Source organism: Streptomyces sp. GMY02, assembly GCF_019056675.1.
In the GTDB taxonomy this organism is placed as follows: Bacteria; Actinomycetota; Actinomycetes; order Streptomycetales; family Streptomycetaceae; genus Streptomyces; species Streptomyces odonnellii.
The window spans coordinates 8,417,176-8,440,771 of sequence record NZ_CP077658.1 but is presented as its reverse complement, the minus strand read 5'-3'; the positions used below and the strand labels follow the sequence as shown (position 1 = coordinate 8,440,771).

The 23,596-nt window shown below is 67.8% G+C and carries 20 protein-coding genes and 6 pseudogenes; 15 read left to right on the top strand and 11 right to left on the bottom strand.

Going from position 1 to position 23,596, the window contains the following annotated elements:
- Nucleotides 1–173 precede the first annotated feature (173 nt).
- Nucleotides 174–752 (top strand): TetR/AcrR family transcriptional regulator, encoded by a 579-nt coding sequence (locus KQY30_RS35585; RefSeq protein WP_217310587.1) that lies wholly within the window; start codon nt 174–176, stop codon nt 750–752.
- Nucleotides 753–1,568: 816 nt separating this feature from the next.
- Nucleotides 1,569–2,048 carry an HIT family protein gene (locus KQY30_RS35580; protein WP_217310586.1) on the top strand — a complete coding sequence of 160 codons (480 nt, stop codon included), beginning with the start codon at nt 1,569–1,571 and terminating at the stop codon, nt 2,046–2,048.
- Between the two features lie 631 nt (nt 2,049–2,679).
- Here KQY30_RS35580 and KQY30_RS35575 read toward each other — a convergent pair.
- The 5 genes from KQY30_RS35575 to KQY30_RS35550 all read right to left on the bottom strand — a co-directional run bounded on the left by KQY30_RS35575 (nt 2,680) and on the right by KQY30_RS35550 (nt 7,977).
- Nucleotides 2,680–3,072, bottom strand: coding sequence for a hypothetical protein (locus KQY30_RS35575; RefSeq protein WP_217310585.1), 393 nt, complete (start codon nt 3,070–3,072; stop codon nt 2,680–2,682).
- Between the two features lie 269 nt (nt 3,073–3,341).
- Entirely contained in the window at nt 3,342–4,325 is a 984-nt protein-coding gene (locus tag KQY30_RS35570; RefSeq protein WP_217310584.1) for a helix-turn-helix domain-containing protein, read from the bottom strand.
- 1,243 nt (nt 4,326–5,568) lie between these two features.
- The gene (locus tag KQY30_RS37615; protein ID WP_217310583.1) at nt 5,569–5,916 is read right to left on the bottom strand and encodes a transposase; all 348 of its coding nucleotides are present in this window, start codon (nt 5,914–5,916) and stop codon (nt 5,569–5,571) included.
- Between the two features lie 17 nt (nt 5,917–5,933).
- On the bottom strand, nt 5,934–7,043 hold the full coding sequence (locus KQY30_RS35555; protein WP_217308917.1) for an IS630 family transposase: 1,110 nt from the start codon (nt 7,041–7,043) through the stop codon (nt 5,934–5,936).
- Nucleotides 7,044–7,096: 53 nt separating this feature from the next.
- Nucleotides 7,097–7,977 (bottom strand): IS5 family transposase gene (locus tag KQY30_RS35550; RefSeq protein ID WP_217310582.1). Its coding sequence is split into 2 segments (ribosomal slippage): nt 7,097–7,617 and nt 7,617–7,977, totalling 882 coding nucleotides; the frame shifts between segments, so codons are not numbered across the junction.
- A 91-nt stretch (nt 7,978–8,068) separates the two neighbouring features.
- Between KQY30_RS35550 and KQY30_RS35545 the strand changes: the two genes are divergently transcribed.
- The gene (locus KQY30_RS35545; RefSeq protein WP_217308917.1) at nt 8,069–9,178 is read left to right on the top strand and encodes an IS630 family transposase; all 1,110 of its coding nucleotides are present in this window, start codon (nt 8,069–8,071) and stop codon (nt 9,176–9,178) included.
- Here the strand turns inward: KQY30_RS35545 and KQY30_RS35540 are convergent.
- The 3 genes from KQY30_RS35540 to KQY30_RS35530 all read right to left on the bottom strand — a co-directional run bounded on the left by KQY30_RS35540 (nt 9,175) and on the right by KQY30_RS35530 (nt 12,084).
- Nucleotides 9,175–9,486 (bottom strand): hypothetical protein, encoded by a 312-nt coding sequence (locus KQY30_RS35540; RefSeq protein WP_217310581.1) that lies wholly within the window; start codon nt 9,484–9,486, stop codon nt 9,175–9,177. The two genes, KQY30_RS35545 and KQY30_RS35540, sit on opposite strands and share 4 nt — an antisense overlap.
- Nucleotides 9,487–9,982: 496 nt before the next feature.
- Nucleotides 9,983–11,143 carry a hypothetical protein gene (locus KQY30_RS35535; RefSeq protein WP_217310580.1) on the bottom strand — a complete coding sequence of 387 codons (1,161 nt, stop codon included), beginning with the start codon at nt 11,141–11,143 and terminating at the stop codon, nt 9,983–9,985.
- 467 nt (nt 11,144–11,610) lie between these two features.
- The gene (locus KQY30_RS35530; RefSeq protein WP_217310579.1) at nt 11,611–12,084 is read right to left on the bottom strand and encodes a rhodanese-like domain-containing protein; all 474 of its coding nucleotides are present in this window, start codon (nt 12,082–12,084) and stop codon (nt 11,611–11,613) included.
- Between the two features lie 143 nt (nt 12,085–12,227).
- Here KQY30_RS35530 and KQY30_RS35525 point away from each other — a divergent pair, with 143 nt between their 5' ends.
- From KQY30_RS35525 to KQY30_RS35500, 7 genes and pseudogenes are all read left to right on the top strand, one after another.
- Entirely contained in the window at nt 12,228–12,674 is a 447-nt protein-coding gene (locus KQY30_RS35525; RefSeq protein ID WP_217310578.1) for an Lrp/AsnC family transcriptional regulator, read from the top strand.
- Between the two features lie 1,682 nt (nt 12,675–14,356).
- Nucleotides 14,357–14,446: pseudogene (locus tag KQY30_RS37610) on the top strand (DUF6185 family protein); the annotation flags it as partial.
- A gap of 312 nt (nt 14,447–14,758) precedes the next feature.
- The gene (locus KQY30_RS35520) at nt 14,759–15,010 is read left to right on the top strand and encodes a DUF6400 family protein (protein WP_217310577.1); all 252 of its coding nucleotides are present in this window, start codon (nt 14,759–14,761) and stop codon (nt 15,008–15,010) included.
- On the top strand, nt 14,994–15,233 hold the full coding sequence (locus KQY30_RS35515) for a hypothetical protein (RefSeq protein ID WP_217310576.1): 240 nt from the start codon (nt 14,994–14,996) through the stop codon (nt 15,231–15,233). The genes KQY30_RS35520 and KQY30_RS35515 overlap by 17 nt, the downstream gene beginning before the upstream one ends.
- 429 nt (nt 15,234–15,662) lie before the next feature.
- The gene (locus KQY30_RS35510; RefSeq protein ID WP_217310575.1) at nt 15,663–17,102 is read left to right on the top strand and encodes a hypothetical protein; all 1,440 of its coding nucleotides are present in this window, start codon (nt 15,663–15,665) and stop codon (nt 17,100–17,102) included.
- Nucleotides 17,050–18,099, top strand: coding sequence for a hypothetical protein (locus tag KQY30_RS35505; protein WP_217310574.1), 1,050 nt, complete (start codon nt 17,050–17,052; stop codon nt 18,097–18,099). Before KQY30_RS35510 ends, KQY30_RS35505 begins: the two co-directional genes overlap by 53 nt.
- A 133-nt stretch (nt 18,100–18,232) precedes the next feature.
- On the top strand, nt 18,233–18,643 hold the full coding sequence (locus tag KQY30_RS35500) for a RidA family protein (RefSeq protein ID WP_217310573.1): 411 nt from the start codon (nt 18,233–18,235) through the stop codon (nt 18,641–18,643).
- A 92-nt stretch (nt 18,644–18,735) separates the two neighbouring features.
- Here the strand turns inward: KQY30_RS35500 and KQY30_RS36980 are convergent.
- Nucleotides 18,736–18,825: pseudogene (locus tag KQY30_RS36980) on the bottom strand (ATPase); the annotation flags it as partial.
- Between the two features lie 259 nt (nt 18,826–19,084).
- Here KQY30_RS36980 and KQY30_RS36975 point away from each other — a divergent pair.
- The 5 genes and pseudogenes from KQY30_RS36975 to KQY30_RS35480 all read left to right on the top strand — a co-directional run.
- Complete coding sequence (locus KQY30_RS36975) at nt 19,085–19,654, top strand: transposase family protein (RefSeq protein ID WP_254407752.1); 570 nt, start codon at nt 19,085–19,087, stop codon at nt 19,652–19,654.
- Nucleotides 19,651–19,800, top strand: a pseudogene (locus KQY30_RS37605) (hypothetical protein); the annotation flags it as partial. The gene KQY30_RS36975 and the pseudogene KQY30_RS37605, both read left to right, overlap by 4 nt.
- A gap of 514 nt (nt 19,801–20,314) precedes the next feature.
- Nucleotides 20,315–20,677, top strand: a complete 363-nt coding sequence (locus KQY30_RS37600; RefSeq protein ID WP_254407745.1) for a transposase — start codon at nt 20,315–20,317, stop codon at nt 20,675–20,677.
- A gap of 340 nt (nt 20,678–21,017) precedes the next feature.
- A complete protein-coding gene (locus tag KQY30_RS36965; RefSeq protein ID WP_254407751.1) occupies nt 21,018–21,269 on the top strand; it encodes a hypothetical protein in 252 nt (83 codons plus the stop codon).
- A gap of 467 nt (nt 21,270–21,736) precedes the next feature.
- Nucleotides 21,737–22,128 (top strand): annotated as a pseudogene (locus KQY30_RS35480) (dienelactone hydrolase family protein); the annotation flags it as partial.
- 19 nt (nt 22,129–22,147) lie between these two features.
- Here the strand turns inward: KQY30_RS35480 and KQY30_RS35475 are convergent.
- Together KQY30_RS35475 and KQY30_RS37595 are read right to left on the bottom strand one after the other, a co-directional pair.
- Nucleotides 22,148–23,135 (bottom strand): annotated as a pseudogene (locus tag KQY30_RS35475) (Tn3 family transposase); the annotation flags it as partial.
- Between the two features lie 56 nt (nt 23,136–23,191).
- Nucleotides 23,192–23,479, bottom strand: a pseudogene (locus tag KQY30_RS37595) (hypothetical protein); the annotation flags it as partial.
- Between the last annotated feature and the right edge of the window lie 117 nt (nt 23,480–23,596).

The window sequence follows — 23,596 nt, the reverse complement described above, 5'->3', positions numbered from 1 at the left end:
TCAACAAGACGCAAATCACTGTCAACAGAGTGTCGAGTTTTCTTGTCTGCCCGTTAGCCGGGGTTTTCGCGTGCCGATACGGTTCCCGTATGGACTCACCCACGCCTTCCCCGGCACCGACACCCCGCACAGGACGCCGCCGCCCCACCCTCAGCCGGGGAGACCGGCAGGAAATGGCACTGCTCGACAGCGCCGAGCAACTCCTCTCCGCCAGACCCCTGGCGGACATCTCGCTCACGGACATCGCCTCCGGAGCCGGACTCTCCCGCGCCGGCGTGTACTTCTACTTCGACAACAAAGACGCCCTCGTTGAAGCCGCCATCGCCCGCCGCGTCAACGAACTCCTCAAGGCGATCAGCGACTGGACCGCCTCACCCGACGCCCCCTTCGCCACCAGCGCCGAACAGTGCATCCAGGCGTGCTTCGCGATCTGGCGCCGCAGCGGCCCCCTGCTGACCGCCGCGGTCGGCATGCTCAGCCACCGCCCCGCCCTCCGCGCCGCATGGGAGGAGTACTTCCACCGGTGCGCCGACATCCTGGCCACCGCGATCGAACGCGACCGTGACCGCGGCCTGCTCCCCCACCACGGCGACGCCCGCGCCATGGCCCTTGCCCTGAGCTGGATGGTCGAACGCAACGCCTACATGCTCTACAGCCGCAACCACACCGAAGAAGAAGAACAGACGCTTCTCACCACCCTCACCCTCCTGTGCCGGCAAGCAGTCGGCGCCACCACACCTCCCAACACGTAACAGAAGCAATCCCCCTGCCTTGTCCCGGAAGATGACCCGGCAGCTTCGCGCCATGACCCGCCGGGCAGGCCCGGTCCGGGCCTCTCCCGACTCCGCCCGTCACCACTGTGCCGCTCCTCTTCTCCGAACCGCCCGGGGTCCCGGTGCCGCTGCCGGCCGGCGGAACCGGCCGGGCCCACCGGCGACCCGGGCTGCGGCCGGCCGCCGATGACACGGCAGCAGGCATCAGCGCCACGCTTAAGGCCGGCGGAACCGAGCAAGATCCTCCGGCCCGCCCAGCCACGTCGTCCGGACCGGCCGTACAGCCCCCAACCGCACTGGCATCACGGCCCGCTGCTGAACGTGGACAGCGCCAGCCCCCTGCACCAGCACAGACGCGGCACCCAGTGCCGAAGCGGCGACAACACGCGGCACCGCTACCCATGGCCGTGGCAGCCGCCAGCCGCGTCACAACACGAGCAGCATGGATCCCACTCCGCACGCCGAGGCCAGCGCCCCGGACCCGCTCCGCTCAGACGCGACCGCCCCTCAGGAACTTCCCATCGCCGCCCTCGACCCACCAGCAAGCGGAACGGGCGAAGACGGCGATGCAGATGATCCAGCCCGGTACCAGCGGACGGCAGCCACGCCCCGGCACCGTGAACCGACGGCCATAACAGGCCAGAACCCGGCCCGCCATGCAGCTGTCCAAGCCCTGACGAGGATCTTTGAAAACGGCCGGGGCCGCTCCTCACCCCACTTGCTCGGTCTTTGAACTGCGTGAGAAGGATAGGAATCGAAGACCGGCCCTTGATCACCAGAATGAAAGGTTTTGCCATGACTGGCGACTGGCGGACCGACCGAATCGGAACTGCCCTGAGGGGCGAGAACCCGGCCGTAATGCGACGGCTGACAGCGGGGTTCGCAGTGATCGGGGACGTACAGTTCCTGCCCGGCTACTCGGTTCTGCTCGTGGACGAGCCAAGTGTTCAGCGGCTAACGGACCTGCCGAGGGCGAAGCGGCGGTCATTCCTGTCCGACATGGACCAGCTCGGCGAAGCCGTTGAGCGTGCCTGCCGACGCTTGGACCCCGACTTCCGCCGAGTCAACCTGGAGATCCTGGGGAACACCGACCCGTTCCTGCATGCTCACGTCTGGCCACGGTACGAATGGGAACCCGCCGAGCTGGTAGGCAAGCCTGTGTGGCTCTACCCGCGTGAACGATGGAACAACCAGCAGTCCAGAACCGGTCCACAGCATGACGCGCTGCGGGAAGCAATCGGCAGCGAACTGGACCAACTGCGATCAGTGGCCTGAATGTTGAGGGCCCGCCGACCATCAGGCCGACGCACCCCGCGATCAGCGACAATCACCGGACGACGGTCACTGGAAGCGTCTGAACGGAACAACGCCGGTAACGCCGTTGGCCATCACGGGGCGGACCGCAGCCTGGGCAGCAGACACGGCAACAACCGCGGAGCAACCGCATCACCTTCGCCCCTGCCACGGAAGAAGCCCTCGGCAAGCTCTCCTCCCCCAGCCGCGCCAGGCAGCGCCAACGTCCGCGCCAGTCGGGATGACAACGTCGGCGACGGGGTGCATCTGTGCGGCCTCCGGACCATGGTCCGGAGGCCGCACAGATGGCAGTCACTACCGGGCGGGTGTCACTTCGACCGGAGCGTTCGGGCACTGTGACAGCGTCTCGGTCAGTGCGTCCTGTTCGGCGGGGCCAGACCGCCAGATGCCAGCGGGTTTTGACCGCGCCCCAGCCGGTGGCCTACTCGCGGCGGTAGCCGGCGGCGGGCGGCTGCCAGGTCGCGGGATCTTGGTCGGTTTTGGAGCGGTTGGACTTCGCGGAAACCGCGATCAGGCGGGAGGAGAGGCCAACCGGACACGGCTGCAGCCGGACAAGCTGTGACGCAGGCCAGTCGGTTCAAGGGCGGGACGGTCAGACCACACGGGCGCACCCGGTGGTTTCTCCAGCGGCCGTAAGATTGCAGACTCGGAACTGGATATTCCGCGAGCGGAACCCCATGTTCAGGTTTGTGCTGTTCCAGGTCCTGAACGAGTTGTACGTGATCCATGGCGCGCCGATGCCAGCTTGGACCTTTCCCTTGAACTGGAAGACCCCTCGAAGGGTGCAGTTGCTGTTGGCACGGTTCATCGAGTACGAACCCCAGGTGATGTAGCCGGGGGTGTTGAGGTCGGGTGACTCTCGGTAGCCGTAGGTGCCGGATACCTTCCAGCATCTGCTGGAGGTGGTTCCGCTGATGGGGTGCTCGGCGGCCGACGCGTACGACGGGGTCAGGGCCAGAGCTGCGCCGGCAGCTACCGCGGCCATTGCTCCAGCTGCCTTTCTGCGATTCAGGCGCACAGGGTTCCTCTCTGTATGTGATGACAATGGGCAGCTTGCAGGTTTTTGACTGGGAACAGACCTTGGATCCACTGGTGGTGGCCATCGTTCCGTTGCCCCGCGCGGGTCGAATTTGCATGACCTGCCCCGTATCTGCTGAGGGTGGGGGATCCACGGATCTGGTTGTCCGGTTCCGTCAGACAGAAAGATGCCAGAGCGCGGGGCGGGATCCGTTGACTTTCCCTGCCAGGACCTTGTCAGTTCCCGCAAGATCTATTCAGGACCGCCTGCCGGTAATCGCTGGGGGCTGCTCCGTAGGCGGCGCGAAATGTCCGGCTGAAGTGGGCAGGATCAGCGAAGTTCCAACGGGCTGCGATGGCGCGGGCAGGAATGTTTCGCAGATTGGGGTCGGCGAGATCGTTGCGGCACTGTTCCAGTCGGCGTTCGCGAATCCAGGCCGCGATAGTTATTCCTTCTTCTTCGAACAGCCTGTACAGATGGCGGGTTGATACCGCGTGAGCGGCCGCGATGGTGTCGGGGGTGAGGGCGGGATCGCGCAGGTGCTGTCGGATGAAAGCGTGGACGCGCAGCCGAAGTGCCCGTCGGCGGGCCTCCGGGGACAAGGCATCCTCAACGTCCAGAGCACGGCTGAGCGTGGACGCCAGGAGGTCGGTGGTCAACTGGGCAAGGGCGGGAGTATCGGCGGCAGTGAACTCGTCGGCCCGCGCATTGATGTCGGTCAGCCAGCGGCCGAACGTCCCGCCCATGCCGCGGCGCCCGTCGATCGGGACGGTGAGCAGTCGCTGCACCGTCCTCTCCGGCAGCGGTATCAGCCTTCGGGGGAGCTGCACGGTCACATGCGACCAGCCGGGCCCAAGGGGACGGACCTCTCCACGGTAGGGGCGGCTGGAGTCCATCATCACCAAGTCGCCTTTGCTTAGCGCCGTGTCGGCTCCGGCCAGGGAGAGCAGTCCTGTCTGATGCAGAAAGTAGTTGATCTGGTACGCCTCGGGGTCGAACTGCCGGATAAGCTTAGCGGTCCGCGTGACCTCCAGATGCGGGATGTGCATCATGGAGACCTGCAACTCCCCAAAATCCAGAATTCGAATCCTGGCGCGGAAATCGTCTTGATTGTTGCTGCGCAGCCGGTTGGGCATGTGCGCCTGATCGGTAACTTCGGCAAAGAGTTCGAATCGCTCCCGCGCTGCAACGATCTCCGTGCTGAACTCTGTAACGAGCATCCCCAGTCCCCGTGATGGCCGGTTTCCCTTGCGTGGCTGTGAACGTGACATAGGAAGACGTATGCCGTTCAGCGGCACTTCAGTTGCATGAGCCGCCTATTCGCGGGCGATGAAGTATCAAAATCACAACGGCTGAGCCGTGGAAACAGACCGAACGGCTCGGGCCGACGTCTCGACGCCGTGCTGGGCGTGGTGGCGGCCGGGCGGGCCGGGCCGGGGCTCAGCAGGCGCTGGACGCAGACGGACGGGCGGCTGACCACGCCGGTGCCGGTGCCGTCCCTGCGGCGGCCATGCCGGTACGACAGTTGCGGGTGGGGCTGTGGTCGCCTGCCTGCGCGCACCGGTCGGGGAGCCGGTGAAATGCCCAGGGCGAATGTCCCGATGGCTGCTGCTGCGGCAGTGACAAGTTTCCTTGCTCTCATCCTTGCCTTCCTCCTCGTACGCGGAATCACCGAGAACAACGAGCACTTGACCAGCATTGGTCACTCACGGCAATTATTACGTAACTCATCGTCGCTACCGGTGCCGTGCAGGAGCGTGAAGGCGCAGAGGAGAGCGCTCGGGGGCACATACCGGCCCCCGCCGGGCGCCCCACCGTGCTCACGGGACCCTCAAACGCGGACCGGCTCCGGAACTACCGACCGTCCTTCGTCGGGATGCACCACCACAGAGGACCGATATCCTCGGCCCGGCGGAGTGGGGGACGGCGGGAAGCTCCGCGCAAACCGCCTCCCGCGCCGGCCTGGCGCCCAGACCCCCGGCCGGCGGCAGCCTCCCCTGCCCGCGCAGACGCCCCGTGACTTCGGCCGACTCAATCCAGCCGATATCAGGAGCTGAAACTCGATACCACTGAGGCCGGCCGGCCGGGGTACGGGCTGTTGTGTTGAGGCGCCCGTGTAACCAGCCGCAAGCGGACGGACCGCAGGCTTCCATACGGACCCCGATACGGCTGCGGGTAACCCACTGCGCTAGGCACTGGAGATGGAAGACTCCGCTCGCCACTTGGCGCGCATGCCGCCGTCATCGCCGAGCGCGAGCGGGGCACCGCCCGGACTTGTCCTGGCGATCATGTCCGGAGCCAGATGACGAAGGCAGTGGCGGTGGCGGTGGCGAGGCAGCCGTAACGGCGCTTGTCGTAGCGGGTGGCCACCGCCCGCTGCTGCTTGAGGCGGTTGATGGCCCGTTCGACGTTGCTGCGCTTCTTGCACCGCTCTTCGTCGAAGCCCGGTGGTCGTCCGCCTCGTCAGCCTTTTCGCAGGCGGATGGCCTGGCTCTCGGTATTCTCCGGGATTGTGTGCCGGATACCCCGGCGCCGCAGGTACTCACGGCACGGGCCGTTGCTGCAGGCCTTGTCGGCCGCGATACTGTCCGGCTTCTTACGAGGCCCACCCGGCCCTGGCTTCAGGACCCGGATCGTCTCCAGCACAGGCCTGAACCAGGCGCAGTCCACCCGCTGGCCCAGTGTCACGACCAGGGACAGCGGACGGCACCGGCCGTCCGCGCTCAGGTGGGGCTTGGTGATGAACCCGCCGCGTGAGCGGCCCAGGCCCTCACTTCTCGCACCGCCTCCACCAGGCGGGCCCCGGACCACGTCATGGCCGCACCCCTCTAGTGTCCTGAGTCGCTAATTCGTCGGCAGTATGAGGCGAGGGATTCGAGGATCTGGTCGGCGGTCCTGGTCCAGATGAACGGCTTGGGGTCCTCGTTCCATGAGTCGATCCAGGTGCGGATGTCCTTCTCCAGTGCCTGGACCGACTTGTGGACGCCTCGCCGTATCCGCTTGTTCGTCAGCTCGGCGAACCATCGCTCGACGAGGTTCAGCCAGGACGAGCTGGTGGGCGTGAAGTGCATGTGGAACCGGGGATGGGCCAGCAGCCACTTCTTGACTGCCGCGGTCTTGTGGGTCGCGTAGTTGTCGCAGATCAGGTGGACCTGGAGCCCGGCAGGGACCTCTCTGTCGAGTTTGCCCAGGAACTTCTTGAACTCCTCGGCCCGGTGCCTGCGGTGGAGCGAACCGATCACCTTGCCGGTGGCCGCGTCGAACGCGGCGAACAGGGTGGTGGTGCCGGCGCGGACATAGTCGTGGGTCGCCCGCTCCGGCACCCCGGGCATCATCGGCAGCACCGGCTGAGACCGGTCCAGTGCCTGGATCTGCGACTTCTCGTCCACACACAGCACCAGCGCCCGCTCCGGCGGGTCGAGATACAGTCCCACCACGTCGTGGACCTTGTCGACGAAGAACGGGTCCGCGGACAGCTTGAACGTCTCGGAGCGGTGCGGCTGCAGCCCGAACGCCCGCCAGACCCGCGAAACGGTCGACTGGGAGAGTCCCGTCCTCTTCGCCATCGACCGCGTCGACCAGTGCGTGGCATCCTCCGGCCCCGACTCCAGAGTCCGCGCGATCAGATCGGCGACCTGCTCATCCCCCACCGTGCGGGGCCGGCCCGGACGGGGCTCGTCCGACAGCCCGTCCAGACGGTCCGCGAGGAACCGCCGACGCCACTTCGACACGGTGTCACGCGACACCCCGACCCGCTCCATCACCACACGCGTCGACACAGGGAAACCGTCCTCCCCGACCTCGTCACAGGCCAGGACCACACGAGCCCGCATCGCCATGTCCTGCGCGGACTTACGCCGCCGAACCCAACCCTCCAACACCGACCGCTCAGCATCAGTCAGATCCAACGGCACAAGCTTCGGTCCCGGACGCACCATGACCCAACCCTACGGAAATTTAAGACTCAGAACACTAGGCCCTGTCCGGCGGATCATGGCCGGAGCCAGAGTCGGACTGCTGCGGCGGTGACGGTGCCGTGGAAAACGTAGGCCCGCTTGTCGTAACGAGTAGCGACTGCACGGGAGTTCTTGAGCCGGTTGATGGTCCGCTCGACTTCGTTGCGGCGCCGGTAGCGGTCACGGTCGAAACCGGCGGGCCTGCCGCCGTCTCTGCCTCTGCGTCTCCGGTTGGCCTGCTGGTCCCTCGGTTCAGGAATTGTGTGCCGGATGTGGCGTCTTCGCAGGTAACGGCGGTTTCGGCGGGAGCTGTATGCCTTGTCGCCGCTGACGTGGCCGGGCCGTGTCCGGGGCCGTCCGCCCAGTGGCCTGGGGACCCGGATCCGGTCCAGGACCTCGACCATCTGCGGGGCGTCGCCCCACTGGCCAGGCGTGAGCAGGAGGGCCATGGGGCGGCAGCCGCCTTCGCCAGCGAGGTCGATCTTGCAGGTCAGGCCGCCCCGGGACCGGCCGAGTCCCTCGTCGGGGCGGTGGTGCCGAGGCGTCGTCCTTTTTTCGGGACCCGCGGCTTGGCCTTGCGGGCGCCGGCCGCGTGCTGGTGGGCCCGGCAGGACGTCGAGTCGACGCCGACCATCGACCAGTCGATCCGGCCCGCGAGGTCGGCGTCGGCCTGGACCGACCGCAGGATCCAGTCCCAGGTGCCGTCCGCCGACCAGCGGCGATGCCGTTCGTAGACGGTTTTCCAGGACCCGTAGCGTTCCGGCAGGTCACGCCACGGGACACCGGTGCGGATCCGGAACAGAATCCCGTTGAGCACGGTGCGGTGGTCGTTCCACCGGCCGCCCCGGCCACCCGGCGAAGGCAGATGCGGCTCCAGCAGCGACCACTCGCCATTCGTCAGATCCCCCCGACCCATGACCCAACCAACGAGCAACCGGTCGGAAAGTCACATGATCCGCCGGACAGGACCTAGTGTTCTGAGTCTTAAATTTCCGTAGGGTTGGGTCATGGTGCGTCCGGGACCGAAGCTTGTGCCGTTGGATCTGACTGATGCTGAGCGGTCGGTGTTGGAGGGTTGGGTTCGGCGGCGTAAGTCCGCGCAGGACATGGCGATGCGGGCTCGTGTGGTCCTGGCCTGTGACGAGGTCGGGGAGGACGGTTTCCCTGTGTCGACGCGTGTGGTGATGGAGCGGGTCGGGGTGTCGCGTGACACCGTGTCGAAGTGGCGTCGGCGGTTCCTCGCGGACCGTCTGGACGGGCTGTCGGACGAGCCCCGTCCGGGCCGGCCCCGCACGGTGGGGGATGAGCAGGTCGCCGATCTGATCGCGCGGACTCTGGAGTCGGGGCCGGAGGATGCCACGCACTGGTCGACGCGGTCGATGGCGAAGAGGACGGGACTCTCCCAGTCGACCGTTTCGCGGGTCTGGCGGGCGTTCGGGCTGCAGCCGCACCGCTCCGAGACGTTCAAGCTGTCCGCGGACCCGTTCTTCGTCGACAAGGTCCACGACGTGGTGGGACTGTATCTCGACCCGCCGGAGCGGGCGCTGGTGCTGTGTGTGGACGAGAAGTCGCAGATCCAGGCACTGGACCGGTCTCAGCCGGTGCTGCCGATGATGCCCGGGGTGCCGGAGCGGGCGACCCACGACTATGTCCGCGCCGGCACCACCACCCTGTTCGCCGCGTTCGACGCGGCCACCGGCAAGGTGATCGGTTCGCTCCACCGCAGGCACCGGGCCGAGGAGTTCAAGAAGTTCCTGGGCAAACTCGACAGAGAGGTCCCTGCCGGGCTCCAGGTCCACCTGATCTGCGACAACTACGCGACCCACAAGACCGCGGCAGTCAAGAAGTGGCTGCTGGCCCATCCCCGGTTCCACATGCACTTCACGCCCACCAGCTCGTCCTGGCTGAACCTCGTCGAGCGATGGTTCGCCGAGCTGACGAACAAGCGGATACGGCGAGGCGTCCACAAGTCGGTCCAGGCACTGGAGAAGGACATCCGCACCTGGATCGACTCATGGAACGAGGACCCCAAGCCGTTCATCTGGACCAGGACCGCCGACCAGATCCTCGAATCCCTCGCCTCATACTGCCGACGAATTAGCGACTCAGGACACTAGACCGGGGCAGCGTGTTCAAGGAACGGACCAGGATGGCCGAGTGCGCCTTCTTGGTCGCCGACGAGACGCATCATGGTGTGCCGGACCTTGCGCAAGACCAGGTAGACGATGGTGTCCGTCCTGGTGGCTGGGATCGTTGCCGGGCTGTCGTCGGCCGGACCGACCAGGGCGTGGACGCCGCCGAGCCGGACATCTGGGGTGTCCGAACCGAGTTGTTCGACGGCCTGGGAGCAACGCTCGGTATAGAGCCGGGTGGCCTCTCGGTAGGCGACGACCAGGGCGACGAGTGCGCCGCCCCCCGCGACCACTCCGAAGGAGAGCTACCAGGTCGAAGAGCGTCTTCGCGTCGAGCTTCGCGGTCCTGTCGATCTCCTGAAAGTCCAGCAGGACCACCACCAGACCGAAGATGACACCGTCCGCGACCAGGACCGGCGGCGACGAACGTCACGGTCAACACCCGGCCTACCCGCCACAGCCGTAGCTCCCGGCTATTCGGAGCTGACCCCGCCTTGGGTTCGGGACGCGTGGGCGGGGAGCGACCCGGTCATCGTCAACACAACGCCCGCGCCGGAATTGTTCGGTCCATGCGGGCTGCAAGCGACTTCAGTGCCCCATTATGCGGTCCCCACGATCTCGCCGTGGACAAGACATTCAACCCGACGGCAGCAACGTAAACGTGTGGGCGAAGCGCCCGATCGGTAGGTGGAAGCCCGGCTTCATCGTCATCGAGCGGTACGAGCCGCCGCTCCACTCTCCGTGAAGCGGCTCGGCGTCACAGGTTCGCGCCATTGACCGGTCTCCCGATCAATGGCCCAGGGTCGCGTAGAACTCGTTGGCCTCCTCCAGTGCCTCCGCCTGGATCTCGGCCTCGGTGATCTGCTCCTCCGCGGTCAGGAAGGCGGCGTCCGAGCGTTCGATGGTTTCAGCAATGCGGGCCGCCACCTGTTCTTCCGCGCTCGCCTCGGCGGCACCCTCGCCCAACAGCTCGCCAAGCCATTCGATAACCAGCGGCCCAGCGACAAAGGCGACGACCGAGGCAATCGCGACCGCAGCGATCGCCGCCTCCGCCTTCGTGCCCGCTGCTTCGATGCCGTCCTTCCACGTGGTGTAGGTCTTCAGCGCGACCAGCAGATGCCGGCGCGCCCGGATGAGATTCGCGGTCGCCGCCCTGATGTCTCCACGGGCGAGCGCGGACTCCACGGCCAGCAGCGAACCGTAGGCATTGATCCAGATGGTCGGTGGCGGGATGTCGCGGTTGAAGAGGCGGTTCGTCCAGTAGCCCGCGAAGCCGGTGAAAGACGGCTCATTGATGAGGGCCGCCTGGACCTTGTGCTCGCCCTCGTACAGTTCAAGCTGCCTGCTGACCCGGTCGGCCGCGGCCCTGATCGCGCTGGCGGCCTGGGCCCGGGCCTGGTGCTCCCGCTCGGCCGGCGGGGTCGCGACGGAGAGCAGCACCCGCCCGTACTCATGGCCGTAGTCCGCCAGCGCGGCGGCGCAGTCCGGGCACGGCGGGCGTGACACCGCGACGGCCTTGAGTATGTGGTCCCCGGACATCAGGCGTTGCTCGGCATCACCCGGTGCTCCTTGGGCACCACGCGGCTGCCTCGCCGAGTCCGCGTCCCAGCGCCGCACCCCGAGTCCAGCCAGCACGGCCGCGACCGCAGGATCGTTCCAGTTCCCGCTGGAAGTCCAGTGATATACCGTCACGTCAGGATCATCCGGATCGAAGACCGCCCCGATCGCGAGCGTCTTCCACTGCCGCAGCACGGCGAGCGTCGCCGGACTCAGCGTCGTATAGAGCCGCGTGAGGAGGCTGACGCAGTCGGCGAGCACCGCCGGATGGGCGACGTAGGGTGCCGCCGGGTCGGGCTTGTCGTGGGGCGGATCGGCTCTTTGCACCACGGCCGCCGGGCGCGCCTGAGTGAGCATCGCCCCGACGGCCCGGTTCCCGATCATCCGCTGCATCGCGGGTACGCCGCCGGGAGCACCCAGATGAGCCACCGTGAGTGCGCTGTCGGTCCGCACGGGCTTCGGGACTCTCTCCCTCGCCGTGGCCGCCACCGGTTCGGAAAGATAGCCCATGCCTCGACGGTAACCCGACCGGGCACGGGAACCGATGGCTCATCAGCACGATTATCCGAACAGACACGCGGAGCCGCCTGAGAAGGCGGCGGCACTCGTCCGGCAGATCACACCCGCACGAAGGAACCCCTCCGGCGGGGCCCAAGCCGGGTGTGAGGATGGCGCCATGCCTCGGAACTGGTTGCGCCGACCGGCTCGCGGCTGGAGATACTGCCCCGGCCGCTGTACCGCCACCGGCGCTCTTCCCCCGGGAGCAGGGTCTGAGCCATGGGCGGGCATCCGGTGCCCGTGCCCCGCCGGAAGCACAGCTTCACGGGTAGCGGCCCCGGGGCGGGCGCGCGGCGCCGGGGTCAGCAGCCGCAGGTGCCCGCGACCGGGGCGGTCAGAGGGTCGGCGTCGCGGCGCTCCGGGCCCTGCCAGGTCTCGTACGTGAAGCCCTCGCGCACCCAGTACTCGAACCCTCCGAGCATTTCCTTGACCTGGAAGCCGAGTTCGGCGAGGGCGAGGGCTGCGCGGGCGGCACCGTTGCAGCCCGGCCCCCAGCAGTAGCTGACGACGGGCACCGACTTGTCGAGCAGGCCCTCGGCCCGCTCGGGGATCAGCGCGGTGGGCAGATGGATCGCACCGGGGATGTGCCCCTGGTCCCAGGACTCGGCGGAACGGGAGTCGAGAAGCACAAACCCCGGGCCGACGCCGGCCGCGAGCGCGGCGGCGACATCGGACACGTCGGCATACAGGCGCAGCGAGGCGCGGAGGTGGGCAGCGGCCGCGGCGGGCGCCACGGGGGCTGCGCGCAGGACAGGGTTCGGGACGGTCGTGGTCATGGAAGGGTGCCTTTCCTGATGCCGGGCACTACGATCGGGCTGCTCTCTGCGACCTCGAATCTACGGGCCGGATCCGGCACTCTGAAGGCATCATCCACTGCACCTTATTGCTCCGGCCGGGGATTCCGTGCTACTTCTCGGCCATGGCCGCGTTTTCCCCTGACGCCCTCGACTGGCGCATCCTCGACGTCCTCCAGCGCGAGGGCCGGGCCAGCTTCGCCGACCTCGCACGCGCCGTCTCCATGTCGGCCAGCGCCGTCACCGAGCGCGTACGCCGGCTGGAGGAGGCGGGGATTATCGTCGGCTACGCCGCGGTCGTGGACCCGGAGAAAGTCGGGCTGACGATCATGGCGTTCGTGCGACTGCGCTACCCCAACAGCAACTACAAGCCATTCCACGACCTCATCGAGGCAATGCCCGAAATCCTGGAAGCCCATCACGTCACCGGCGACGACTGCTTCATCATCAAAGTCGCAGCACGCTCCATGCGCCACCTCGAAGAGATCTCCGGCCGAATCGGCAGCCTCGGCTCCGTCACGACCAGCGTCGTCTACTCCTCCCCACTGCCCCGACGCCCTGTCAGCCACTGACACCCGAACGATCCGCCGGAGAGGCCGGAGCTCTCCGCAGGCGACCGCTTCACGGTCCGCCGCCGGACCGGCGTTCGACACCCTCGGCGCCGAGCATCCTGGGCAGCGCCCGCCGCAGTGAAGCCGCTCAATCCCCGGTGAGAACGCTCAATCTTCCTTGGGACAGAACAGACAGGTCCAGAACGGCAGGAGGACGGCAGGAAGTCCGGTGTGGCCCTGGGGCCGGGGCCCTCTACTGCCCGCCGGGCCTCAGCATCGCCCTGCACCGGCCCCCGGAGCGGCCGTTGAGCCCACCGACGGAACTCGCTGACGTGCTGAAACGCGGCCTGTGCGGAATAAAAGTCCCGTGAAGGAGTGACGCGTTTCCTGGTGAGCCACCGGCGCCCGGGCTGTGACCGAGCGCTTCAACCGGCCGACGAGCGTTCGGTCAACTGCGTGAAGCGCCCTGGTCCGCCCGGACAGGCTGATGGCGACGGCTCGCTCACCGGTCCGGCAGGAGGAGCCAGACCTCGGAGAAAGTGAGGCCGTGCTCTCCGGTCACCAGCCCGCACGGGCAGCCCAGCGTAATCAGCCGCCAGTCGCAGGCCACTGTCCACGGACCGTCCGCACCCGCACACCCGGGGCAGCGGACGGTGTCGGCCGTCCATACGCCGGGGGCGGGCCTCCCGTAATGCCGGAACCGACCCGCGTACCGGACCTCCCACGGCACGGCCGGAGGCGTGAGCGCAGCGGTCCCGGACAGACCCGGGACGGCCAGGGCGGCAAACAGCGCGGCCAGGCCAGGGAGCAGCGCTTCGCCTGCCCCGGTCGGCGGGACCGGCAAGCCGTCCGCCGTGTCCCGGGGAACCGGGTAGCGCGGCGCCGCCGCAGCAGCCGACGGATTCGGGGCGGCGTACCACGGCAGGAAAGCGCGAGCCACAGCAGCCAGAAGAGCCGCGGCCGGCGCACTGACCGCACCCGCATCGAGGTGATGCACTGTGGTACGCCAGACCCGCTGAAGCCGCCTGTCCCGGTCCACAGCCCGCACCCGTACACTGCTGGCCCCACGGGCCGGGAGCGGGGCGGTGAGACGGGCCAAGACTTGGGCCGCCGCCTCGGCATCCGCATCAGTAGGGCGCCACCCCCCGGCCATCAGGAACTGCCAGGCCCGGCCCGACTCCCGGACCAGGGCACGCGTCAGCAGCCGTTGCGTACCAGAGGCCGACACAGAACTGTCCCACCCGCCCGACCTGGCCCCCCGCCCCACCCCGCACCCATATCCGTATCCGACACGCTGCACCCGCACACCCGCCCCGAACAACAAAAATCAACCAGGCCGAGCAACCAGAGGTACGGGCCAGCGGTCGGCCGTAGCGTCGAATCCACAACTGGCCCCAGGGAGGTACCGCTGCCGAGTCTCATTTCCCTGTCCTGCTGTATCTCACATGGCTCCAGGCAACTTCTCGTCGAGTGGCTCCACACAAGAACTCCCGCGTATGGCAACACTGCATGTCACGCAGTCACACCGCCATCGACAGCATCGAGGCGCCGAAATGAGAAATCGGGCGGACAACGAAACGAGACTCAGCAACAGCGAACCGCACGCGCTGCCCGCCCGCAGTCCGTGAGCCGGGACGGCGACGCTCTCGGCACTTGCGCAGCTCACGGCTCCACGCGCGCGACTTCCCGGACGGCGCGCACGGCCGCGCCCGCTCGGTCTGCTTCTGTCCGTCTACCGGATGCGTTACTTCTCCCTGCACACGGCCTACTTGCTCGCCCAGCTCATCGCCATCTTCACCCCGGTGGCAGTTGTTCACGGAGGCAGGCGGCCCTGCGCCCGTGGTGGGCGGGGCCGGAGCCGGGCCGTAACTCCCCGGGGGCAGAAAGTGCAGTGCGTCACAATGTCGACAGTGGCGCGTGTCTGCCGTCCGGGGCCCGATGCCGGCAACGGTCCATCCGTACCGGCCGATCCGAGGGCGTTGTGCCGATGGACAGGGCAGAGCGCCGCCCGGAGCCGTCCCGGGACAGCTCAGGACACCCTTCCCTGCTACCGGGGATGCCTGGTAGACATGGCGGGGTTCCGCAGGCACACCGGAAGTCTCGCCATGAATCAGGACAACACCACCGACCTCATACCCTTCACGGTCGACCTGACCTTCGGGGAAGCCCGGCGACGGGCCGAGGTCGTGGCCGCGCTCGGGCCCGACTGGGACCCGGTGGCCGCCCTCCAGGGCGAGGACGCGGCGTACGCCCTCCTCTACTCGGGCCTGGACGCCGAGCAGCAGCGCACCTACGACCTGCTGGTGGCGGCCGGTGTCCTGCCGGGGGAGGAGCCGGGCCGTGCGGCTGCCCATTGACCCACAGGCGGACCGTGCCCGCCGCGCCTGGGCGGCCTGCCCCGTCTGCGACGACGCCCGCCACTGCGCGACCTGCGCCGGGCGCCGCAACTGCGGCGAGCACTGGCGCTATCTGATCTCCAGCAACGGGCCGGTCGTCCACCTTCAGTGCCCGCGATGCACACACATGTGGTCCCTGAACACCCGGCCCGGCGTCACCCAGGGGCCGGGCCCGCGTCCGTGAAGCACACGGGCCCATGGCCCGTCAGCGCGCGGTCTCGACCCGGTGACTGCTACGGCCGGCCGCCGGCAGATCGAAGTCTCCCGGACCGGCGGGAAGTCGGTGACTGCCGCGTCCGCGATTGCTGAAAGCAGAACGCGGGGCGGCGGGCGGGTCAGCCCCTCGAAGGGGGTGAAAGGGCGTGCCTCGTCCAAGAGGAACGCTTATACCATTGCTGACTTCTGGGAGAGAAGCACCGCCTGGCGGCAAGGTCGAACAGGTCAACGGCGCTATCCCTGTGCGGTTCTGGGGAGGGACTGGTATGACCCGGCGTGTTGTCGCGCGTCACGTAAGGCGCACGGCGCGAGGTCCGCAATCGTCGTCTCGATGGCCTTGTCGGCGGGGCTGAGCCCACTGCCGTCGCCGGCCTCGGCTGCGCCCTTCTCCCCAGCAGTGGATACGCCGCAGGAGACCGTCGTACCGGCCACTCTGCGCAGCACGTACACATCAGCCTCGCTCCTCACTCCCGGCACACAGTCGGGAACTGACGGAGCCGGAGCCCAGGAAGTGTTCCACCACCTGGAGGGCAACGCCGACCTGGTCTGGACACGCTACTCAGACAACAAGTCCATCCCCATACCCGTGGACAAGACCGCGCTGATGAAAACCGGAACGGGCAGCGACACGCTGTCCTTCCGCCACACCGGCAACAACATCAGCCTGTGGGACGCGACCGACAACACCACGCGCACTCTCCACATCCCCGATGGCCAGAACCTCGGCAGTGTCTACGGCACAACGGGCGTCGCAAGCGAGAATTACACCGACGACGACAGGACAACCGCCCGTGCGTTCCACCTGCTGACCCCGGCTGCCGACGGCACCACGCGTGATGTGCCCGTCAGCGGCCTGCCCGCCGGCATGGAACTGTGGCTCCCCCGCGCGGCGGACGGTACCAGCCTGTTGTTCTTCGCGAAGCTGGACGGCTCGTTCCGCATGGTGGCCGTGGACCGCGAAACCGGCCCGGTCCAGAGCTGGACCCAGCCGGTTCCCGTTTCGTACAGCCGGGCCAGGCTGTCCGAGGATCACATCGTCGTGTACGCGGTCAACAACACGAAGGTGCTGGTGCTGCCCCGCTCCGATCTATCGGCGCCCCCGACCGAGCTGGTACTGGACGGCGCCGGCTCCGTGAATCCGGCGGAGGACCTGGCCGTCGTCGGCGACTGGGTGGTCCACCGGCCCAGTGCGGGCACCGTGGTCCTGGCGAAGCCGCTGGCTGGCGGCGCGACGGTCACGGTGGTCCGCGCATCGAACCTCGGCGTCTCCTCGGCGTCCGGTGACTCCGCCGTTGTGCTAGGCCGTACCACCGCTGACAACTGGGGCATCCAGCGCATCACCCCCGGCACCGACGGCAGACCCGTCGTCACCACGGTCAAGCCACTTCCCCGGCCGGCCGCCAGGATCCAGGGGCTGTCCCTGGAACAGGGCAGGCTTGTCGTGACCGACCCCATCAGCGGCGATCGCGCCGCCTATCTGCGCACTGTCTCCCCCGCCGGTACACCCGAGTTCGGTGCACGCTCCGCGTTTACGGGTTCCAACACAGTGATCGCCGACTGTCTCGCCCAGGACGCCGGGTGCTCCGCGATCCAGGGGACGGCCGATGGTCGCGTCGCCTGGCTGGAACGGCGGGCCACGTTGGGCTCCGACCTGCTCCGCGTCTACGGGGCCGGCCAATACCCCTGCGCGTTCCGTGCCCGCCGGAGGCCACATCACCGATGTGTCCGGCAAGTACGTGATCTACACGGACACCAGCCGGCAATACGTGTACAGGCTCGACGACTTGGGCGCCCCCGTGACCCTCGCCAAGGGCGCGGCCGCCGTATGGGGCGATGAACTGCTGACCGCGGGAAGCACGCCGGGCAGCGTCACGGGCTTCAATCTGACGACGAAGACGGCGAGCACGGCCTTCACCGCGGACGCGGCGTGCGTTCCGCGGAAACTGCAGGCCGTCGGCCGCTGGCTGTACTGGAGTTGCGGACCCGGCGGAGGCGCGGGTGTGTACGACCGTACGGCGAAGAAATCGGTGCCCGTGCCGTCCGGCGAGGCGCGGCTCGGCGACGGCTACGTGGTCACGCACAACAAGGCGGCGGGAGAGCTGACGCTCACCACGATCACGGGCAGCGACGCCGTCAGCCGTGTCATCGGAGAGCTGCCCGACACCGGGGTCTCCCAGCGCGATGTCCGCTGGACCGTGGACGAGTCCGGCACGAACGCCGCGTACGTGGACGACCAGGAGCAGGTGCACCTCGTGCCGTCCGGGGTGCCCGCGCAGCCTTTGCGTCTGCTGGCGCCGGCCGCCAACGCCGCGTCCGTCCAAGCGACCAAACCGACCGTGACACCAGGCACGCTCACGAGCGTGCTGCTCTCGAAGCCGTCCGAGCAGTGGACCCTTACGGTACGGAACGCGGCGGGCAAGGCCGTGGACACGGAGCGGGGTGGCGCCGCGCGCGGCGCGCTCAGCGTCGGCTGGCACGGCAATGACCGAGCCCTTCCCGGCACTGTGTTCTTCCCGAACGGACGGTACGACTGGTCGCTGGCCATCACACCGGCGGACGGGCAGGGTTCTGCGCTGACCGTCACCGGTACGGTGGACCTCATCGGCGGCGCGCTGGGACACGCTCCCAAGGCCACGGCGGCACCTAGGATCACCGGCACCGCCAAAGTGGGCGCCAGACTCACCGCCGCCACGGGTACGTGGAGCCCCGCCGCAACCTCCTACGGCTACCAGTGGAAAGCCGACGGCACAGCAGCCGGAAGACCCCACCGAGCCGAATGGCTTGTTGATCACTGGCAACAGCGTTTCTCGACGGGTTCCGGGGTCAGTTGGTGATCACCCGGTCCACGAGTGTCGACCAGAAACGACGGCATTGCCGAGGGGGTCGCGAGAAAAGAGGAGGCGGGTGCCAACGGGTCGTTGACAGGATGTCCGCGCTCAACTCCTGACGGGAAAGGACCCGACGACCGTGGCTCATGCCATCACGCTGATCCGCTCCGCCTCCCTGTCCGACATCGCCGAGTACGCCTACGCGGCCACGGCGCCCGCCGACTCCCGTCTGATCTTCCTCGCAGGGGCGTGTCCCCTCAACGACGACGGCTCGACGGCAGCGATCGGGAACTACGCGGGTCAGGCACTGAAAGCAGTCGAGAACATGCGGGCTGCTCTCACTGCCGCTGGCGCGTCGCTCCAGGACGTCATCAGTACCAGGGTTCTCGTCGCATCCGCGCGGCGGGAGGATTTGGTGGCTGCCTGGGAGGTGGTCCGGGACTCGTTCGCCGACCATGACGTCCCCAGCACCTTGATGGGCGTCACCGTGCTCGGCTACAAGGACCAGCTCGTCGAGATCGAGGCCGTCGCCGCCGTGCTCGACTCTTGAGACCCATCGGCACACCGCGGCAACCGAGACGGCTGGACCGGAAGTACCCGACGGAAACACCACGAACGCGCGAGTGCCAGGTAGCGGCAGACTCAGCCGGCCTTGGCGGACCCCTCGGCTCGTGCTCGGGTGCTGGCAAAGCGGTAGGAGTCGGTACCGGTCTCAATAATGGTGCCGGCGAACAGACAACCCACGACCGGTGGCGCGCCCTGGCCACCACGCCGCGCATACCTGCACACCACACACCGAAACGCCGCCGCCCAAGAGCCCCGACTACGGGCGGCTGAACGCTCAGGCCGGTGGCCTTGTTCACTGGTTTCGGTTCTGGCTCAACTTCTGTGAGGCGGCCACGCTGAGTGACGGCTGAGACTCCCCGGGCAGTATGTGAAGCCGCCCGAAAATGAGCCGTGGGCAGGGCGGTTGGGATGACAGTTCGGGGCTGTGGAAGAGATCGTGCTCCGGTTGCAAGAGCCGTTGTTCCCGTCGATGACGGACGTCGCGGTGCTGTCGGTGGACGTGAGCATCGCGATGGTCCGCGTCGACGGCAAGTGCACTGCGAATGGTGCCGCGTGCGCGGCGTGCAAGGTCTGGTCGGACCGGGTTCATGGTTCCTACCTGCGGTTTCCCGCTGATGTGCCGAGCGCCGGACGAAGCGTTGTTCTCCGGCTGAGGGTCCGCCGGTTCACCTGCGGTAACTCGGAGTGCGCACGACGGACCTTCGTCGAGCAGATACCCGGCATGATGCGTCGACACGGTCAACGGACCGAGCGGCTGCGCTCGACGCTGGCCTCGGTCTGTCTCGCCCTGGCGGGCCGGGCCGGCGCTCGGCTGAGCTCCGTGTTCGGGGTGTCTGTCAGCCGCAGCACCGTCCTGCGCCTGGTCGACGCTCTTCCCGAGCCGGAGGTGCCCGCCCCGCGTGTGGTCGGCGTCGACGAGTACGCCACCCGCAAGGGTCGTCACTACGGCGCCGTTCTCGTCGATTCGAAACCCGCCGTCCTGTCGACCTACTGACCGACCGGGAGGCATCGAGCCTGGCGGCCTGGCTCGCCGATCGGCCCGGCGTTGAGGTCGTGTGTCGTGACCGGGCGCCATTCTTCGCCGAGGGCGCCAGCGCTGGCGCACCGCAGGCCGTCCAGGTCGCGGACTGGTGGCATCTCTGGCACAACCTGAGCGAGGCTGCCGAGCGGAGCGTTGCCCAGCACCGTCGCTGCCTCCGCGCTGTGGTCCCCATGGTCCCCGAACCCGATCCCGACGCCGTACCAGCAGCGGAATCGTCCGGTTCTCCCTGGCCGCGCGGACACCGATTCGCCGATCGGACCCGGGCCCGGCACGCCGCCGTCCACGCACTGCTAAAAGCGGGGCGCAGCCGGCGCTCGGTGCAGCGGCAGCTCGGGATGACCTACCGCACCGTCAAGCAGTTCGCCGACGCCGCAACGCCAGAAATGCTGTTCACCGGTCAATGGCAGAACCGGCCCTCCGTCCTCGACGACTACAAGCCCTACCTGGATCACCGCTGGAACGAGGATTGCACCAACGCCTGGAAGCTGTGGGAGGAGATCGTGCCACTCGGCTACAAGGGCAGCTACCAGCGCGTTCGCGCCTACCTGCACGACAAGCGCGCCTCACCGCAGCCGGTGACCGCCCCCCTCGCCCCGGACCGTCGCCGGATGGATCCTCCGCCGTCCGAAGGCCCTCACCGAGACCGGTCAACTCCAGCTCAAGGCCGTCCGGGCGCACTGCTCAGAACTCGACGCCCTCACCGAGCACGTCCGCTCCTTCGCGACCATACTCACCGAGCGTCAGGGCGAGCGCTTGCACGTCTGGCTCGACGCCGTCAGGCGGGACGACCTGCCCAGCCTGCACGCCCTCGCCGCAGGCATCGACCGCGACCGCGACGCCGTCATCGCCGGCCTGACTCTGCCCTGGAGCTCAGGCGCCGTGGAAGGGCACGTCAACCGGATCAAGATGCTCAAGCGCCAGATGTTCGGCCGCGCAGGCTTCGCCCTCCTGCGGAAGCGCGTCCTCATGTCCTGATCACCAACGGGAGGAACTCAATGGCAGCGGCATCGGCGGATGTGCAAGCCTTCCCCTTCCAGATGCCGACGGAGAAGACCTTGATGACCAGCGACGACGCCCTCGATCAGCTCAGACACATCGCGCGTGAGAGGGCATTTGGCAGGCATGTCGGGTCGGACAGGCTCATTCAGGCAGGTCTGGACGCGCTGATAGCTGGGGTCGAGAGCCCGTCCCTGGCCATGCTGACTGGACTCCTCCGGAGCGAAGAGCCCGAAGCGCCAGAGCTCTTCAACCAAGTACTGGAGGAGCTGGACTGCTCTTCCACCCGCCTGCGGACCCCCGGGCCGCAAAGTGGGCAATGGCCTACTGGATCGCCGGTCAGATCGCCGACGGATCCCTGGATCCCGCCGTCGGCACTCACCTCATCTGGGCAGACATCGCCTATGACCTCGGCTACCCCGAAGAGCTAGAACCCCTTGTGCACTGCGCGCACAACCGAGACGGCTGGGAGGAAAGCTGGGGAGTCTCCGTTGAGGAACTCAACGGAGAAGCGGTTGAGGCAGCGAAGCAGTTCCTTAGGAAAAGGTCTGCAGCCAAGGCGGGGGACTAACCCGGGGTTCGCTCTCGCCATCGGGATCGGTCACCCGCGAGGTGATCCGCTCACTCAACGTGGCCGCACCACAGAACCTGAGCCAGAACCCGTTCTCGTGCACAGAGCTAGGCCGGACTTCATCGGCAGGCGGTGACGGGTTGAGCCCTGCTGGACGGAGTGCCCGGCCACCCTCATGCCGGTCGGACGTTGAGATGGGGAGCGCGGCCCGGTCCCGGGTCCTCAGCCGGTGCCGTGCCGGGTACGACGAGCACCGTCCTTTCCTCTGGCGGGCGGCCGAACCTTGGCTCGGGTCTCGCTGAGGACGGACGAAAAAGATCTTGATCTCTGTGAGGACCTGCTCGGCGTTCACGTACCGCCAGCCCACTCGCTCGATGGCCTCGGTGATCTCACGCATCGCGTGCATCGCACGGTCCGGACGAGCGATCCCCGCGCGGCTGAGTTCCAGAACGGCCACGTGATAGTCTGCGGCGCTTGACGTGTTGCGCGCCGAATCGCCAGCCGACCTCGACCGCATTGCGGCTGTCGGTTACGGCACCGGGGGCGCCATTGCGTTGGAACTCGGGCGCGACGGCGTCAGCCTGCGCGCGATCGGGACAGTCAACGCACTGACCACGGGCCGACCGGACGAGACGGCACGCATCCGCTGCCCGGTGTGGGCCGGAGTCGGGTCGGAAGACCCGATCATGCCGCCCGCGCAACGGAACGCGTTCACCGCCGAGATGCAGGCCGCAGGCGCCGACTAGCACCTCACGGTCTACGGCGGCGCCTTGCAGCCTTCCACCCCCCGCGGCACGCACAGCGAGCTTGGCGCGACATCGTCGCCCTGCTCGCCGAGTGCCTACCCGTAACGCAGTGATCTGGTCGGCTCCTGACACTCACTCCTGGCCGCCGTCGTCATCCTCGTCCAGCTCCGGCACGTCCGGGTCGCGCAGCGGGCGCAGGGCGCCGCCAGCCGGGAGGCTGGCGGTGAAGCCGTAGCGGCCGAGCAGATTCAGGTTGCGGTGCTTGAGCGGCGACAGGCGGGCGACGTCCTCGTCGCGGATCTCGTGGCCCTCGGCACGCAACTGTTCGACGGCGGCGTCGATGTACTTCGTCGTCCAGGGCACGATGGCGTTGAGGACCAGGCCGAGCGCGCCGAGCTGGTCCTCCATTCCGTCGCGGTACGCCTGGTGGATGGTGTCGCGCTTGCCGTGGCATCCCGGGCCAGCATGTGACGGGACTCCTGCACGGTGAGCTGCCAGTTCCTCTGCCGCCAGTAGGTGTCGTCCACCGGGTCGACCACGCGCAGCAGGCGCTCGGTCTTGGTGATCCGCCCGTACTCGGCATACGCCTATCCCAGCGGCGCCCGTCGCGTCCGAACATGCGCAGCAGGTCGTAGGCGCGGACCTGGTTGCTGACCAGGGAACCGGCGACCTTCAGCATGTCCGGCCAGTGCGTGATCACCTTGTTCAGGTTCACGCGGTTGCGGGCCAGGTCCTCCTGCGCGCCGTACGTGCCCGTGTCGACGCCGGCCATCGTGGCCCGCCAGAACCGCTGGTCGTCCAGGTTGCGGAACCTGGGGCTGAAGTTGTAGCCGAGGATCTTGAACAGGCCGAACGCCATGCCGGAATACGAGGCGTTGTCGGGGGCCACCATCTCCGGCTTCACGCCGCCGTCCAGGTTCAGCAGCGCGTCCAGGATGTGCAGGGAGTCGCGCGGAGTGCCGGGGACGACCATCTGTCCGATGCCCGCGACTTGGTCGTTGACGGCGTTGAGCCAGGTGATGCCCCGCTTGAACCCGAAGTACTTCGGCGACGGCGCCGCGCTGACAGTGCGGACGGGGACGACGTACCGCAGGCCGTCCACGGAGGCGAGCAGGCCACCGTGCACATCTGGAGCGCGAAACCCAGCTGGTGGTGCGTGGAGCGTCGCCGCCCGATCAGATCGCGGTCGACGTCGTCCAGGAAGAAGAACCGCTCAAGCTCGGGGCGGGTCGGCTCCTCGGCGAACTTCCCGTACGCCTCGGCCTGCTCATCAGTCAAAAACTCCACCGGCACGGGCCGGACCGTAGCGAGCCCCGGGACCCGCCCGGCGATCTTTCCGTGAACCCCGGCGAATCCCTCAGCGGGTGTGCCAACCGACCATGATCGCTCTCCGTGCCAACTTCTGTACCGATGTTCCCCGAGGCCGTCGTCCTGAGGTCCACCACCGGTGGCGCTGGTCGACATCACGGCGTCAGCAGTCGCCGTGTTTCTGCGAGAAACGGTCTCAATCGTGCCTCCGGGGACGGAGAGCCTCCACATCGACATGGACCGCCCTTGCCGAACTCACGGCAGGCGATACTG